Genomic DNA, 14,900 nt, shown 5'->3' on the forward strand with positions numbered 1-14,900 from the left:
ACTCGGCGGCGTCCGACTCGGCGGCGTCCGCGCCCATGATGCCGGCGCCGTCGCCGGCCAGGTAGACACCGGCCACGCTGGAGCGCCCCACGGCGTCGCGCTCGGGCAGCGCGCCGCGCTGCAGGCCGTCATAAGAAAAGCGGCAACCCAGCAGGTCGGCCAGCTGCGTCTCGGAACGCAGCGCGTAGCCAAAGCCCACGCCGTCGCAAGCAATCTGGTGTTCGCGGCCGGCCTTGCGCCAATGCATGGCCTGCACACGCTCGCCGCCTTCAGCGCGGACCAGCTCCACGCCCTGGTGCACCGCGACCCCATGCGCGCGCAGCCAGCCCAGGTAATACAGGCCCTTGGCCAGCAGCGCCGGCTGGCGCAGCATGGCAGGAACGGCGGCGGCTTTGCCCGCGAAGCCTGCCGTGTCGAGCACTGCCACAACGTTGGCGCCCGCCTTCGCATACTGGTAGGCGATCAAATACAGCAGCGGCCCGGTGCCGGCAAACACCACACGCGAGCCTATCGCGCAGCCCTGGAATTTGAGTGCCACCTGCGCGGCGCCCAGTGTGTAGACGCCGGGCAAGGTCCAGCCCGGAAACGGCAGCACGCGGTCCGTCGCGCCGGTGGCGACGATGAGGTGGCTGTAGGGCAAAGTGCTCATGGCCCCGTGGTGGAGCAGATCGAGCTTGCTGCCTTCGGCGCTCCAGACCAGGGTGTCGGGCCGGTAATCGACTTTGTCCAGGATGCCGGCCATGGCGCCGTGCAGCGCATCGGCACGTCCGGCTTCAAAACCATAGAGCGCCTCTTTCGCCCGCGTGAAACCCACGGGCGGCTGGCGGTAGATCTGCCCGCCCCAGCGCGGCGCCTCGTCCACCACCACCGGACGCAGGCCGTGCGTCACCAGCGCCTGGGCGGCGCGTACGCCGGCCGGGCCGGCCCCCACAATCACGGGCTGCACGTTCATGTCAGGCCCTCCGCGCCGGTCACCAGCCGCATGCCTTCTTCGATAAAGGTGCCGCAGGCGCGCAAGCGCTTGCCCGATTCGGTGGCAACCCAGCAGTCCTGGCAGGCGCCCATCAGGCAGAAGCCGGCGCGCGGTTCGCCGCTGAATTCGCTGAAGCGCAGGCGCGCGCTGTGCGTGAGCACCGCCGTCAGCACGGTGTCGCCGGCCAGCGCCGTCAGCGGCTGCCCATTGAGCACAAAACCCACGGGCTTGCGGCCGCCTTCGGCCAGGCGCTGGAGCAAGGGCCCGCGTGGTTCGGCAAGGCCGGGGGGGGCGGCGGATGGCTTCATTTGTGTCCCACGAGAATCTTGTCAAGGCCGTAGATGCGGTCCAGCACCAGCATGGCCACCGCCGTGAGCGCCACCATGAGCGCCGAGACAGCGGCCATCAGCGGGTCTATGGACTCGGTCGCATACATATACATGCGCACCGGCAAGGTCACGGTCGAGGGCGCGGTGACGAAGATGGACATGGTCACTTCGTCAAAGCTGTTGATGAAGGCCAGTAGCCAGCCGCCGGTGACGCCGGGCAAAATCATGGGCAGCGTGACACGGGTGAACACGGTTGCCTGGCTCGCACCCAGCGACAGGGCCGCCTGTTCGGCGCTGCGGTCGCTGCCCTCCACCGACGCCAGCACCAGGCGCAACACATAGGGCGTGATAATGACCACGTGCGCCAGCGCCAGCCAGAAGAAGCTGCCGGTCGCGCCTATCAGGGAGAAGGTACGCAGCAGCGCGACACCCAGCACCAGGTGCGGAATGATCAGCGGCGACAGGAACAGGCCGTTGAGGAAATCGCGGCCCGGAAAGCTGTGGCGCGCGATCGCCAGTCCGGCCGGGACGGCCAGCACCGTCGCCAGCGTGGCCGAAATCGCAGCCAGCCAGAGGCTGTTCTTGAAGGACTGCACAAAGTCCGAATGCGCGAACACCGCGCGGAACCAGCGCAGCGAAAACTCCGTGGTCGGGATGGCCAGCGTGTTGCCGGGCGTGAACGCCACGACGCAGACGATGACCAGCGGCGCCAGCATGAAGGTGATGACCAGCGCATTGAAGAGCAGCGCGAGGGGACCGTTTTTGGACATGTTTGACTTTCTATTCCATGTCTAATTCAGTTCGAGACTAGGCGCACCGCCGCAGACAGTGCTACAGCACGGCAAGGCGGGGCAACGACGTATCGGACTGAAGTAGGCATGGAATTACCCCAAGGACTTTTTGTAGGAGCGCTCCAGCACGCGGTTGTAGCTCAGCATGATGGCCAGGTTGGCCAGCAGCAAAGTCAGCGCGATGGCCGCGCCCAGCGGCCAGTTGAGTTCGTGCAGGTATTCGTCATAGACCACGGTGGCCACCATCTTCAGGCGGCGCCCGCCCAGCAGGCCCGGGATCGCGAAGGCGCTGGCGCTCAGGCCGAAGACGATCAGGCTGCCCGACAAAATGCCCGGCAGCACCTGCGGAAAGATGATGCGGCGCAAGGTGGTGAAGTGCGAGGCCTGCAACGACAGCGCCGCGTCTTCCACGCCCGGGTCCAGCTTTTGCAGCGAGGTCCACACCGGGATCACCATAAAAGGCAACATCACGTGCACCAGCGCGATGACCACGGCCGCCTCGGTGTAGAGGATGCGCATGGACGGCAGGCCGACAGCGCGCATCACCTGGTTGACCACGCCTTCGGGGCCCAGCAGCATGCTCCAGCCGAAAGCGCGCACCACCACCGAGACCAGCAGCGGCGCCAGCACCACCAGCAGCAAAATCGAGCGCCAGGGGCTGCGCATGCGGCTCAGCACATAGGCTTCGGGCGCGCCCACGAGCACGCAGATCAGCGTGGTCAGCGCCGAAATCCACAGCGTGCGCCAGAAGATGCCGTGGTAGTAATCGTCCGTCAGCACGGCGGCGTAGTGCGCCAGCGTGAAGCTGTTCTTGACGCCGGTGGCGTGGTCGAAGACCTGGAAGGACAGCACGGCGGTGAGCGCCAGCGGCACCAGCAGCAGGCAGGCGAACAGCGTGAAGACCGGCGCCGACAGCAGCCAGGGTGCACGCGAGGCGCTGGCCCGGGCCGGCGCAGTTGCCTGCACCAGGGCGGCGCTGCTCATGCCGGCGCTCCTAACGTGCCGGGTAGCAGGCGCACCTGCTGCGCGGTCCAGTCCAGGCCCACGTTGGCGCCCTCTTCGGCCGGCGCGCTGCCGTCATTGGGGGAGACCACCGCAAGCAGGCCGGCGGCGGTGGACACCTGGTACAGCCACTGGCTGCCCAGGAAAAAGCGCTCATTCACCGTGCCGCCTATGCGGCCCTGGGCTTCGGGCACCAGGCGGATTTTTTCGGGGCGCAGGCTCAGCACCACGGCGTCGCCTTCGGACACGCCGGGCGCCTCGACCTCCAGCGGCACATTGCCGCCGACCTTCACCGTGGCCCAGGGGCCAGCGGCCGTCACACGGCCTTCCAGCAGATTGGCCTTGCCGACAAAACTTGAAATGAAGCGGGTCTGCGGATGTTCGTAGAGCCGGTGCGGCTGGTCGATCTGTGTCACGCGGCCGGCCTCCATGACGACCACGCGGTCGCTGATGGACATGGCCTCTGTCTGATCGTGCGTGACCATCACCGTGGTGGTGCCGACCTTGCGCTGGATCTGCCGCAGCTCGAACTGCATTTCCTCGCGCAGCTTGGCGTCCAGGTTGGACAGCGGCTCGTCCAGTAGCAGCACGGGCGGCTCGATGACGAGTGCGCGGGCCAGGGCCACGCGCTGGCGCTGTCCGCCCGAAAGCTCGCGTGGGTAACGGCCGGCGTGCGCCTCCAGGTGCACCAGTGCGAGCGCGGCCTTCACGCGTTCGGCGCGCTCCTGCTTGTCGACGCGCCGCATCTCCAGGCCGAAGCTCACGTTGTCGTAAACGCTCATGTGCGGGAACAGCGCATAACTCTGGAACACAATGCCCAGGCCGCGCGAATTGGGTTTGGCATGCGTGATGTCGCGGCCGTCCAGCGTGACCTGCCCCGACGTCACCTCACAAAAGCCCGCGATCATCTGCAGGGTGGTGGTCTTGCCGCAGCCCGAGGGGCCCAGCAGCGAGACAAATTCGCCCTTGTCCACCGACAGGTTCATGTCGGCCACGGCGCGGGTCGCGCCATAGGACTTGTTCACGTTCGCCAGGGTCAAAAAGGACATGGGAAGCACCTCTGCAACAAGGGGGTGGCCAGCGCCGCAACATGCTTTGCGATGACACCTTGATGACATTCATGCTAGGGCATGTCATAAAAAATCGTCAATAGGTTATTCCGTATAGAGATATGTTTATTTGATTTATTCCGCTTAATGGAATTTATATACACTTAAGGCAACACTAATTCCGCCAAAGGAGAGGCCGTGAAAGACGAAGACAATAGCTCCAGCAGCGTGCAGCGCGCCTTTTCCATCATCCGGGCACTGACCGCGACCCAGGCCAAGGGCGGGCGCATCACCCACGTCGCCAAGGCCACGGGCCTGACCCAGGCGACCACCCACCGCATCCTGCAAAGCCTGGTGGCCGAGCGCGTGGTGGAGCAGGACCCGGCCTCAAAGCTGTACCGGCTGAGCATCGAATTTTTCGCGCTGGCGGCCCAGGCCGGCAACTCCATGGACCTGCGCGGCCTGTGCCGGCCGTCCATGCTGCGCCTGTGCGCCAGCCTCGGCGACACCATCTTTTTGCTGGTGCGCAGCGGCTTTGACGCGGTCTGCCTGGACCGCAGCGAGGGGCCCTTCCCGATACGTTCCTTCACCGGCGACATCGGCGGGCGCGTGGCACTGGGCATGGGCCAGGGCAGCCTGGCGATCCTGGCCTTCCTGCCCGAGACCGAGCGCGAGGAAGTGATCCGCTACAACCTGCCCCGCGTGCGCGAGTTCGGCGTCTATGACGAGGTCTACCTGCGCACCGAGATCGAACGCGTGCGTGAACTCGGCTACGCCGGGCGCAACACCAATCTGCTGGACGGCATGGCCGGTGTCGGCGTGCCGGTGCTGGACCGCGAGGGCCGCGCCGTCGCCGCCCTCAGCGTCGGCACGATTTCCTCACGCCTGAGTCCGGACCGCCTGCCCACGGTGGTGGAATTGCTCAAGCGCGAAGCCGCCGCCATAGGCGCGCAGATCAATCCTTTTGACAGCACATTGCGAAGGCCGGCTCAAAGTCTGGCGCCGGCCGACAAGGCCTGAGACACTCTTGAAGTTRCAATCCTTCTCCACTCCACCAAGAATGGACAGACCTCATGGATAACGACAACGAACTCGCCAAGAAGCAACGTGCGATCCTTTCAGTCAAAGAACGGGCTGTCTTCAAGCTGGGGCTTGCGGCGATCTCGTTTTGCCTGGCCTGGGCGGAATGGCTCACACCTTCCATTCCGCCCTTTATGGGTAAATGGGCCTGGACACAAACCTGGGCTTTCGAGGTGATGGGGCCGCGTGGACTTGTCGGCATCTGGATGGCCCTGGGGACGCTGCTGCTGATGCTCGGCCTCGTGCAGTTATGGACATCGGGAAAGAAAGCCGATTAAAGACCGGCTCAGGCACGCGGCGACCTGCTCGCCGTTCGTTCACTTCAACGAAGCCGATTGCTCACGCAGCCATTCTCGTAACTGCACCAAGGGCCGCCAACTGGTTTTCTGTGAGGGCCAGACCAGGTAGTAGGCGAAGTCCGAACTCAGYGAGAGATCAAAGGGCACGGCCAGCGTGCCGTCGGCAATGTCGTCGGCCACCAGGAAGCGCGGCAACACGGCCAGCCCCAGGCCAGCCTTCACCGCTTGCGCGATCATGGAAAACAGCTCGTACTTGGGGCCGGTGCCGGCGCTTTGCGTCTCGTCCATGCCGGCCAGCTGGAACCAGTCGCGCCAGGCGTGCGGGCGTGTGCTCTGGTGGATCAAGGTGAAGTTCAGCACGTCGGCCGGCTTGCGGAGTTGGCGTTTCTTGATGAGGGCCGGGCTACACACCACCACGCTGTCTTCGCCCATCAGGTATTCGGACTCGGTGCCCGGCCAGTCGGGCCGGCCGTAATGGATGGCGGCGTCCAGTCCCGTCAGCGAAAAATCAAAAGGCTGCAGGCGCGTCGCCAGGTTCAAGGTCACATGCGGATGCGCCTTCAGGAAAGACGGCATGCGCGGGATCAGCCATTTGGTCGCAAACGTCGGCACCACGCCGAGCTCCAGCGTGCCGCCCTCACCTTTGGACGAGACCAGGTCCAGCATCGCGGCCTCCAGCGAGTCCAGCGCCGGGCTGACGCGCGCCAGCAGCGAGCGGCCCGCGTCGGTCAGCTCCAGTTGGCGCGGCAGGCGGCGAAACAGGCTCACGTCCAGCTCCTGCTCCAGCCCCAGGATCTGGTGGCTGACCGCGCTCTGGCTCACCGACAGGTCTTGCGCCGCCAAGGTGAAGCTGCCGCGATGGGCGGCCGCTTCAAAAGCCAGCAAGGCCTGGGTGGAGGGGATTTTCCGGCGCATCGCATGAATATAGCTCATGCATCCATCGAAATTGATCCTTTGTGCATGCTGCCGAAATTACCGAAAATCCGGCCTTCTTCAGCATAAATACCCCTGAAATGACCCATCTCCAGAAGCTGCTCGCCACCTGCCTTCCGCCTGAGGCCGTCAAAACAATCCATGAGCAGATGTACGTTCATCCCGGCCTGCAGCAAGCCGCTTCCGGCACCGTGAGTCGCGCGGAACTGGCCCAGGCGCTCAATATGGCGCTGTTCCACGGCCTGGTGCAGCGCGTGCCGGCCGGGCAGGACTACATCGCGAGCGACGTGGTGGGCCAGCAGCGCAAGGTGGTGTTCGACCACGGCGCGCTGCGCACCGTGCGCTGGCCCAGCGGCGCGCTGCCGGCCGGCGAGGCAGCCTTCACGCGTGTGCTGCGCCCGCTGGGTTTTGAATTGCAGGGCACCTACCCGCTGCCGCGCCTCAAGATGACAGGCCGGGCTTACAGCCACCGCGATTTCCCCGAAGAGATCGCGCAGTTTTTTGTCTCCGAGCTGCACCCCGAGCAGTTCTCCGCGCCCTTCCAGTCCGCCGTCACGCGCGTGCTGGCCAGCTCGCGCGACCCGCTGGGCCCGCAGGACGTCGCCGACCTGGAGCAGCTCACGCGCGACGGCGTGCTGCCGCTGGCGCAAGCGCTGCGCCTGCTGCCGCAACTGCTGCAGTGCTTTGACCGCCAGCACGGCGTGTTCGCGATAGACGACTACGAATTGCTGCTGGCCGAATCGGCAGAGATGGCCTGGATTTCCACCGAAGGCAATGCCTTCAACCACGCGACCGACCGCGTGGACGATGTCGATGCGGTGGCTGAACGCCAGCGCGCGCTGGGCCGGCCCATCAAGGACAAGGTCGAGGTCTCGGCGAGCGGCCGCGTGCGGCAAACCGCTTTTCGCGCCGCCGGCGTGCTGCGCGACTTCATCACCACCGAAGGCCGCGTCTCGCGTGAAGTGCCCGGCTCGTTCTACGAATTCATCACACGCGACGAACTGCAAAACGCCGGCGCGGCCAACGACCCGGTGCAGCCGCGCCTGGACCTGGCCTTTGACGCCGGCAATGCCACTGGCATTTTCGGCATGACGGCCGCCCGCGCATGACAGACGCGCGCGGGGCACTGCGCCCGCTGTACGCGCAGGCCAGCGGCTCGCCGATACGCGCCATGCTGGCACTGGCCGGCCGCGAAGGCATGGTGTCATTGGCCGGCGGCCACCCCGACCCGGCGCTGCTGCCGGCCGACTGGCTGCGCGAATCTCTGCTGGAAGTGGCCGGCCAGCTGCAAGGCCGCAGCCTGCAGTACGGCGCCACCGAAGGCCTGGCCGCGCTTCGCGAAGCCAGCGCGGCGCTGCTGCAACAGCGCGGCCTGGCGGCGCAGGCGACGGACGTGTTGATCACCACCGGTTCGCAGCAGGCCATCGACTTGCTCGCGCGCGTGCTGGTTGAACCCGGCGAAGGCGTGGCGGTGGAATCCTTCAACTACCCGGCGGCGCTGCAGGCCTTCCGTTTCGCTGGCGCGCGCCTCGTCGAAGTGCCGACCGATGCGCAAGGCATGGACATCGACAAGCTCGAAGCCATCCTGCAGGCCGACCGCCCACGCGTGCTCTACGTCGTGCCCAATTTCGCGAACCCGACCGGCGCCGTGATGCCGCTGGCGCGGCGCCTGCGCCTGCTGGAACTGGCCGCGCAGTACGACGTCACCCTCATCGAAGACGATCCCTATGGCGAACTCTGGTTTGAGGAAGCGCCGCCGCCTTCGCTTGCGCAATTGAACCAGCAGGCCGGCTCGCCCGCACAGGTCGCGTATATGACCAGCTACTCCAAGGTGGTCGCGCCGGCCCTGCGCCTGGGCGTGCTGCTCGCGCCGGCCGAGATCGCGCGCGGTGTGGTGCTGGCCAAGCAGGCGGCCGACGTGCACAGCGGTTCGCTGGAGCAATTGACGCTGGCGGCCATGCTGGCTTCCGGTCGTCTGGCATCGCACCTGGCGGATCTGCGCCCAGCCTATGCCGCCAAAGGCAGGGCGCTGGACCAGGCCTTGCGCGCGCACTGCGATGGCCTGCTTGAGTTTGACAAGCCGCAAGGCGGCATGTTCATATGGGCAAAACTCAGCGCCGCCCTGCCCTTGCTGCCCACGCAGGCCTGGGTGGACTTCGGCCTTCAACACCAGGTGCTGGTGGTGCCGGGCGCCGCCTTCAGCATCAGCAACAGCGCTCAGCCCTGGCTGCGCCTGAGTTTTGCCAACCCCACGCCGGACGCACTGCGGCAAGGCGCGGAACGCCTGGGCCGCGGACTGCGCCAACTCGCCACCCAACACGGATTTCAAGACACCCACGAAAGGACTTCATCATGAGTCACGCCAACGACGTTTCATCCCTCTTCAAGGCCCTGGGCCTCAGCGCCGAGCTGGGCAGCAAGGCAACCGCGGCCATCTCGGTGGCCACGCCCATCGACGGCAGCCAGTTGGCCCGTGTGGCCGTGCACAGCGCCGCCGAGGTGGACAGCGCGCTCAACGCTGCGCACCAGCGTTTCCTTGAGTGGCGCAACGTGCCCGCGCCCAAACGCGGTGAACTGGTGCGCGCCTTCGGTGAAACCGTACGCCGCCACAAGGCCGAACTGGGCCAGCTGATYTCGCTGGAGACCGGAAAAATTTTGCAGGAAGGCCTGGGCGAAGTACAGGAGGTCATCGACATCTGCGAATTCGCGGTCGGCCTGTCGCGCCAGCTTTACGGCCTGACAATCGCCAGCGAGCGCCCCGACCACAAGCTGCTGGAAACCTGGCACCCCGTGGGCGTGGTCGGCATCATCTCGGCCTTCAACTTCCCGATGGCGGTGTTCGCCTGGAATGCCGCGCTGGCGCTGGTCTGCGGCAACACGCTGGCCTGGAAACCTTCGGAAAAGACGCCGCTGTCGGCCATCGCGCTCAACGGCCTGCTGCTGCAGACGGCCAAAGAGCTGGGCCTGGCGACGCAAGGCCTCAGCGAGCTGCTGATCGGCGAACGCGCCACCGGCGAGGCGCTGGTGAAACATCCGCACGTCAAGCTGGTCAGCGCCACCGGCTCCACCGCCATGGGCAAGAACGTGGCCATCGCCTGCGCCGGCCTGTTCAAGCGCTCGCTGCTGGAACTGGGCGGCAACAACGCGGCCATCGTCTGCCCTTCGGCGAACCTGGAACTCGTGGTGCGCGGCGCGGCCTTCGCGGCGGCCGGCACCGCCGGCCAGCGCTGCACCAGCCTGCGCCGCCTCATCGTGCATCGCTCCATTTATCCTGAGCTGGTCAAACGCCTGGTCTCTGTGTTTGAACGCCTGCCCATCGGCAATCCACTCAAAGACGGCACGCTGGTCGGTCCGCTGATCGACGGCCGCGCGTTTGAGGCCATGCAGTCGGCACTGACCGAAGCCAAGAAGCTGGGCGCCACCGTGCACTTCGGCGACAAACAGCCCGGCGAAGGTTCGGCCCACTATGTGCGCCCCGCCATCGTGGAATTGAAGGAACAGGCCGGCCCCATGCTGCACGAGACCTTCGCGCCCATCCTCTACGTCGTGCCCTATGACAATTTCGAGGATGCCATCGCGATGAACAACGCCGTGGTGCACGGCCTGTCGTCGGCCGTCTTCACGCAGGACCTGCGCGAGGCCGAAATCTTCACCTCGGCGCGCGGCTCGGACTGCGGCATTGCCAACGTCAACATCGGCACCAGCGGCGCGGAGATCGGCGGCGCCTTCGGCGGCGAGAAAGAAACCGGCGGCGGACGTGAATCGGGATCCGATTCCTGGAAAGCCTATATGCGCCGTGCCACCAACACTGTCAACTACGGATCCAGCCTGCCGCTGGCGCAGGGAATCCGCTTCGAGATCTAGGCGTCAGAACCCAAGGGGCGGCCTCAGTAGGCCGCGCCGGGTGCTGCCGGCTGCGCGGCACCGGAGGGCACAAGGTCTGCAGCCAGGCGCCTGGCGGCGTTGGCATAGACCAGGACGTCAACGCCGACGGCCACAAAAGTGCAGCCCAGGGCGAGGTAACGCCTGGCCAGCGCCGGGTCGGAAGTCAGCGTGCCGGCCGCCTTCCCCGAAGCGATGATGGTTTTCATGGCCTGCTCGATCGCGGCCTGCACCTCCGGGTGGCCGGGCTTGCCGCGGTGGCCCATGGAAGCGGCCAGGTCGGCGGGGCCGATGAAAACGCCGTCCACCCCCTCCACCGCGCAGATAGCTTCCAGGTTGCCCAGGGCAGTCACGGTTTCCGCCTGCACCAGCAGGCAGACCTCGCCGTCGGCCGTATCGAGGTAGTCGGTGCGCGCGCTCCAGCGCGAAGCACGCCCCACGGCGCTGCCGACCCCGCGAATACCCAGCGGCGGATAGCGCGTAGCGCTGACCATGGCCTGTGCCTGTTCGGCCGTGTCGACCATGGGGATCAGCAGGTTTTGCGCGCCTATGTCCAGCAACTGCTTGATCAGCGGCACTTCGCCGGCCACCGCGCGCACCACGGGCTGCGCGCGATAGGGCGCCACGGCCTGCAGCGAAGCCAGCGTGCTGCGCAAATCGTTGGGCGCATGCTCGCCGTCGATCAGCAGCCAATCGAAGCCGGCCGTGGCGCTGACCTCGGCCAGATAGGGATCGGCCATGGAAAGCCACAAGCCGACTTGGGGCCGGCGGGCGGCGAGAGCGGTTTTGAAGGGATTATTGGCGGGCATGGCGCAAGTGTTGGGTCCAGGAGAGTCCATGAAAGAGGAAGTCGCCGGGCCGGCTCAGCCCGCCACCAGATGGTGGGYGGGCAAGGTGCCGGTGGCCAGGTAGTCCACGATGTTACGCGCGGTGATGTTGGCCACTTGCGCCGCCGCGTTGCGGGTGACGCCCGCGACATGCGGCGTGAGCAGCACATTGGCCAGCGCCAGCAGCGGGTGGCCGGCCGGCAGGGGCTCGGTATCGAAGGTGTCCAGCCCGGCACCCTCCAGGTGGCCGGATTGCAAGGCCTCCAGCAGCGCCGCTTCGTCCACGACGGGGCCGCGCGCCGTGTTGATGAGCAGGCTGCCGCGCCGCATGAGCGACAGCTCGCGCCGGCCTATCAGGCCGCGCGTGCGTTCGGTCAGCGGGCAATGCAGGCTCAGGATGTCGAGCTGCGCCAGAAAGCGGTCCAGGTCGGGCTCGGTCGCATGGCTGTCGGCCTGCCCGTGAGGGCGCAGCACCAGCACCCGGGCGCCCAGCGCGACGGCGAGCCGCGCCGTGCTGCGGCCTATGCTGCCGTAACCCACAATGCCGACCACGGCGCCGCGGAAATCACGCCCTTGCCAGCTGCTGTCGGCCCAGCGGCCGCCGCGCACCATGCCGTCGAGCAAAGGCAACTGCCGCGTGAGTGCGAGCATGAGCGCCAGCGCGTGCTCGGCCACGGCATCGGCATTGGCGGCGGGCGCCACGGCGACGGCCACGCCGCGCTGGCGGGCGGCAGCCAGGTCCACGCTGTCCACGCCCGCTCCATTCTTGGCGACGATCTTCAACGCCGGGGCGGCAGCCAGAACGCGTGCCGAAATGGGCTTGGAGCCCCGCAACACCACGGCCTGCGCGCCTGTGTCCGCCAGTTGCGCGGCCAGCACGTCTTCGGTAACAGGGTCGGGTAAAAAGGTGATCTGCCCGCCCGCGCCGCGCACGATGTCTTGCGCGGACGGGGCCCAGTGGGCAGCGGTGACGAGAACCTGGAAAATGGAGTCCATGCCTTCAGTCTATGCGGATGCCGTTGGCGGCAATGACCTTGCCATAGCGGCTCCATTCGTCCTGGGTAAAGCGGGCCAGGTCTTGCGGCGAGCCGGGCTGGGTCCGCACGCCCAGGTTGCCGAACTTCTCCAGGACGTCGGGCTGTTTGAGCACGGCCACCAGCGACGCATTGAGGCGGCCGACGACTTCTTTGCTGGTCCTGGCGGGCGCGTACAGCGCATACCAGGCGTTGACTTCAAAGCCGGGATAGCCCGCCTCCGAAAAGGTGGGGACGCCTGGCAGCTCGGACAGCCGGGCGGATGCCGCGACGGCCAGGGCCCGGACCTTGCCGCCCTTGATCAGCGGCGCGGCGCTGGTCAAGGTATCCAGGATCATGTCGAGCCGGCCGCCCATCAGGTCCATGGTGTGGGCATTGCCGCCTTTGTAGGGCACATGGTTGATCTGGATATTCGCGCTTTGCTTGAACAGCTCGGCCGCCAGGTGCAGCGGGGAGCCGTTACCGGCGGAACCATAGTTCAGTGCGTTCGGCTGGCGCCGTGCGGCGTCGACCAGCGAACGCAGGTCGGTATAAGGCGATTCTTTGGCGACGATCAGCACCATGGGCACGACACCGATGGTTCCCACAGGGGTGAAGTCGGCGATGGCGTCATAGCCGGGCTTGGCATAGAGGTGAGGGCTGACCGCGTGGCTCGCCAGCGAGCCCAGCACCAGCGTGTAGCCGTCGGGAGCCGCCTTGGCCGCCGCCGCCGTACCAATGGTGGTGCCGGCGCCCGGGCGGTTGTCGATGATGACCGGCTGCTTGAGGATCTCGCCCATCTTCAGCCCCACCAGGCGCGCCACCGCGTCGTTGGCGCCGCCGGCCGGGTAAGGCACCAGCAGGGTCAGCGGCTTGTTGGGATAGTCGCTTTGCGCATAGGCCGCGGGGCTCAGCCCGCAAGCTGCCAGGGCGGCAAGCAGCAGTATCCGGCGGGTGGCCCGCCGAATGGTGGGAGGAAAAGTTGGCATGGTCATTGTCTCCTTATGTATTTTTCAAACGGTTCAAACGGTTCAAGCGGTCGAGAGCGTTGAGGGCCTTTTCGGGCCGATCACCCGGGCTGGCCCGGGCAGAGATACCTGGTGCGCGGGCCCAGCACCAACAGCGCTTGTTTCAAGGCCCTAGCTGACGATGCCCAGGTGCCAGGGCACAAATTCGTGGTCGCCCAGGCCCAGCGCCTCGCTCTTGGTCGGCTCGCCGGAGGCATGGCGCAGGATCTCCTCAAAAATCCGCCGGCCCATCTGCGCGACGTCCAGCTCGCCGTCCAGGATGGCGCCGCAGTTGATGTCCATGTCTTCTTCCAGGCGCTTGAACATGGGTGTATTGCTGGCCAGCTTGATCGTGGGCGCCGGCTTGGAGCCGAACATGGAGCCCCGGCCCGTGGTGAAGCAGATCAGGTTGGCGCCGCTGGCGATCTGGCCGGTCGAAGCCACCGGGTCGTAGCCGGGCGAGTCCATGAAGACAAAACCGTTCTGGGTGATCGGCTCTGCATACTCGTAGACCGCCTGCAGCGGCGTGGTGCCGCCCTTCATGGCCGAGCCCAGGGACTTCTCGAAGATGTTGGCCAGCCCGCCCGCCTGGTTGCCGTGCCCGACCACGCCGTTGAACTGGGCGTTGTGGCCCGCCGTGTATTTTTCCCACCAGGCCAGCCGGTCCAGCAGCTTCTGTCCCACTTCGGGCGTGACGGCGCGGCGGGTCAGCATGTATTCGACGCCGTGGATTTCAGGGGTCTCCGACAGGATTGCGGTGCCGCCGTGGCACACCAGGATGTCCATGGCCGCGCCCAGCGCCGGGTTGGCCGTGATGCCCGAAAAACCATCCGAGCCGCCGCACTCCAGGCCGATCTTCAGGTGGCTCGCCGGCACAGGCCGGCGCCTGGCCGCATTCGCTTCGGGCAGCATCTCAAGCACGGCCGCAATGCCGGCTTCAATCGTGGCGCGGGTGCCGCCGACCTCCTGCATCACCATGGTGCGCATGAGTTTGCTGGTCTCCAGGCCCTGCGACTCCACCAGCGACGAGACCTGGTTGCGCTCGCAGCCCAAACCGACGATCAGCACGCCGGCCAGGTTGGGATGGCGCGCATAGCCGGCCAGGGTGCGGCGCAGCACGTCGAAATGTTCGCTGGGGGAAGACATGCCGCAGCCGCTGGTTTGCGCGAAAGCCGCCACGCCGTCCACGTGGGGGAAAGCCGCCAGCCGCTCCGGCGTGAAGTGGGCCGCGATGTTCTTGATGACGGTGGCGGAGCAATTGACCGACGACAGGATGCCGATGAAATTGCGGGTGCCCACGCGGCCGTCCGGACGCACAAAACCCATGAAGGTGGCGCGCTCGGCTTCCGGCACATAGTCCACCGGCCGCACGTCCCGGCCGAAGGCCGGGTCGCGCTCAAAGTCCACCAGCGCCATATTGTGCGAATGCACGTAGTCGCCCGCCTCGATGTCGCGAGCGGCCATGCCGATCACCGTGTCGTACTTCAGGATGCGCTCGCCCTGCGCGATGCGGCAGGCCGCGACCTTGTGCCCCGCCGGCACCTGCGCTCGCGCGCGTGCGCCGGTCCCGGGCAGTTCCTGGCCCAGCGACAGCGCGGTTTTGGCGACCAGCACGTTGTCGTTGGCGTGCAGGCGGATCAGGGGGCTGGCGGCAGGGGATGCCGTGAAGGCTGTGGTAGTGGCGGTGGTAATGGCGGTCATGGTTCCGTTCAGGT

Annotated in this window: 15 protein-coding genes; 5 read left to right on the forward strand and 10 right to left on the reverse strand. The window is 66.6% G+C overall.

Annotated elements, in window-relative coordinates:
* The 5 genes from AC1D0P_RS08495 to AC1D0P_RS08515 form a co-directional block, all read right to left on the reverse strand.
* Positions 1 to 952 (reverse strand): NAD(P)/FAD-dependent oxidoreductase (locus AC1D0P_RS08495; RefSeq protein ID WP_477676336.1); only part of this gene is annotated, 952 nt, incomplete at its 3' end.
* Positions 949 to 1,281 (reverse strand): (2Fe-2S)-binding protein, encoded by a 333-nt coding sequence (locus AC1D0P_RS08500; RefSeq protein WP_477676337.1) that lies wholly within the window; start codon positions 1,279 to 1,281, stop codon positions 949 to 951. The genes AC1D0P_RS08495 and AC1D0P_RS08500, both read right to left, overlap by 4 nt.
* Positions 1,278 to 2,072, reverse strand: coding sequence for an ABC transporter permease (locus AC1D0P_RS08505; protein ID WP_413329086.1), 795 nt, complete (start codon positions 2,070 to 2,072; stop codon positions 1,278 to 1,280). The genes AC1D0P_RS08500 and AC1D0P_RS08505 overlap by 4 nt, the downstream gene beginning before the upstream one ends.
* Positions 2,073 to 2,186: 114 nt before the next feature.
* Positions 2,187 to 3,077, reverse strand: a complete 891-nt coding sequence (locus AC1D0P_RS08510) for an ABC transporter permease (RefSeq protein WP_477676338.1) — start codon at positions 3,075 to 3,077, stop codon at positions 2,187 to 2,189.
* On the reverse strand, positions 3,074 to 4,144 hold the full coding sequence (locus AC1D0P_RS08515) for an ABC transporter ATP-binding protein (protein WP_477676339.1): 1,071 nt from the start codon (positions 4,142 to 4,144) through the stop codon (positions 3,074 to 3,076). The genes AC1D0P_RS08510 and AC1D0P_RS08515 overlap by 4 nt, the downstream gene beginning before the upstream one ends.
* A gap of 198 nt (positions 4,145 to 4,342) precedes the next feature.
* Here AC1D0P_RS08515 and AC1D0P_RS08520 point away from each other — a divergent pair, with 198 nt between their 5' ends.
* Together AC1D0P_RS08520 and AC1D0P_RS08525 are read left to right on the forward strand one after the other, a co-directional pair.
* Positions 4,343 to 5,164 carry an IclR family transcriptional regulator gene (locus tag AC1D0P_RS08520; protein WP_477676340.1) on the forward strand — a complete coding sequence of 274 codons (822 nt, stop codon included), beginning with the start codon at positions 4,343 to 4,345 and terminating at the stop codon, positions 5,162 to 5,164.
* A 53-nt stretch (positions 5,165 to 5,217) separates the two neighbouring features.
* Positions 5,218 to 5,502 (forward strand): hypothetical protein, encoded by a 285-nt coding sequence (locus AC1D0P_RS08525; RefSeq protein ID WP_477676341.1) that lies wholly within the window; start codon positions 5,218 to 5,220, stop codon positions 5,500 to 5,502.
* A gap of 39 nt (positions 5,503 to 5,541) precedes the next feature.
* Here the strand turns inward: AC1D0P_RS08525 and AC1D0P_RS08530 are convergent, their stop codons facing one another.
* Positions 5,542 to 6,456 carry a LysR family transcriptional regulator gene (locus AC1D0P_RS08530; RefSeq protein WP_477676342.1) on the reverse strand — a complete coding sequence of 305 codons (915 nt, stop codon included), beginning with the start codon at positions 6,454 to 6,456 and terminating at the stop codon, positions 5,542 to 5,544.
* Between the two features lie 80 nt (positions 6,457 to 6,536).
* Between AC1D0P_RS08530 and AC1D0P_RS08535 the strand changes: the two genes are divergently transcribed.
* Genes AC1D0P_RS08535 through amaB form a run of 3 tightly spaced genes read left to right on the forward strand, consistent with a single transcriptional unit; the run spans position 6,537 to position 10,320 of the window.
* Positions 6,537 to 7,565: a 2-oxoadipate dioxygenase/decarboxylase family protein gene (locus tag AC1D0P_RS08535; RefSeq protein ID WP_477676343.1), complete on the forward strand. Its 1,029-nt coding sequence runs from the start codon at positions 6,537 to 6,539 to the stop codon at positions 7,563 to 7,565.
* Positions 7,562 to 8,812, forward strand: coding sequence for an aminotransferase-like domain-containing protein (locus tag AC1D0P_RS08540; RefSeq protein ID WP_477676344.1), 1,251 nt, complete (start codon positions 7,562 to 7,564; stop codon positions 8,810 to 8,812). The genes AC1D0P_RS08535 and AC1D0P_RS08540 overlap by 4 nt, the downstream gene beginning before the upstream one ends.
* Positions 8,809 to 10,320, forward strand: a complete 1,512-nt coding sequence (amaB, locus tag AC1D0P_RS08545) for an L-piperidine-6-carboxylate dehydrogenase (protein ID WP_477676345.1) — start codon at positions 8,809 to 8,811, stop codon at positions 10,318 to 10,320. The genes AC1D0P_RS08540 and amaB overlap by 4 nt, the downstream gene beginning before the upstream one ends.
* 23 nt (positions 10,321 to 10,343) lie before the next feature.
* On the opposite strand, the gene hpaI is transcribed toward amaB, so the two are convergent.
* The 4 genes from hpaI to AC1D0P_RS08565 form a co-directional block, all read right to left on the reverse strand.
* Positions 10,344 to 11,147 (reverse strand): 4-hydroxy-2-oxoheptanedioate aldolase, encoded by an 804-nt coding sequence (hpaI, locus tag AC1D0P_RS08550; RefSeq protein WP_477676346.1) that lies wholly within the window; start codon positions 11,145 to 11,147, stop codon positions 10,344 to 10,346.
* Positions 11,148 to 11,201: 54 nt separating this feature from the next.
* Positions 11,202 to 12,161: an NAD(P)-dependent oxidoreductase gene (locus AC1D0P_RS08555; protein ID WP_477676347.1), complete on the reverse strand. Its 960-nt coding sequence runs from the start codon at positions 12,159 to 12,161 to the stop codon at positions 11,202 to 11,204.
* Between the two features lie 4 nt (positions 12,162 to 12,165).
* A complete protein-coding gene (locus AC1D0P_RS08560) occupies positions 12,166 to 13,167 on the reverse strand; it encodes a Bug family tripartite tricarboxylate transporter substrate binding protein (protein WP_477676348.1) in 1,002 nt (333 codons plus the stop codon).
* A gap of 150 nt (positions 13,168 to 13,317) precedes the next feature.
* Positions 13,318 to 14,886 (reverse strand): UxaA family hydrolase, encoded by a 1,569-nt coding sequence (locus AC1D0P_RS08565; RefSeq protein ID WP_477676349.1) that lies wholly within the window; start codon positions 14,884 to 14,886, stop codon positions 13,318 to 13,320.
* Between the last annotated feature and the right edge of the window lie 14 nt (positions 14,887 to 14,900).

This window comes from Polaromonas sp. P1_G2 (genome assembly GCF_056405515.1).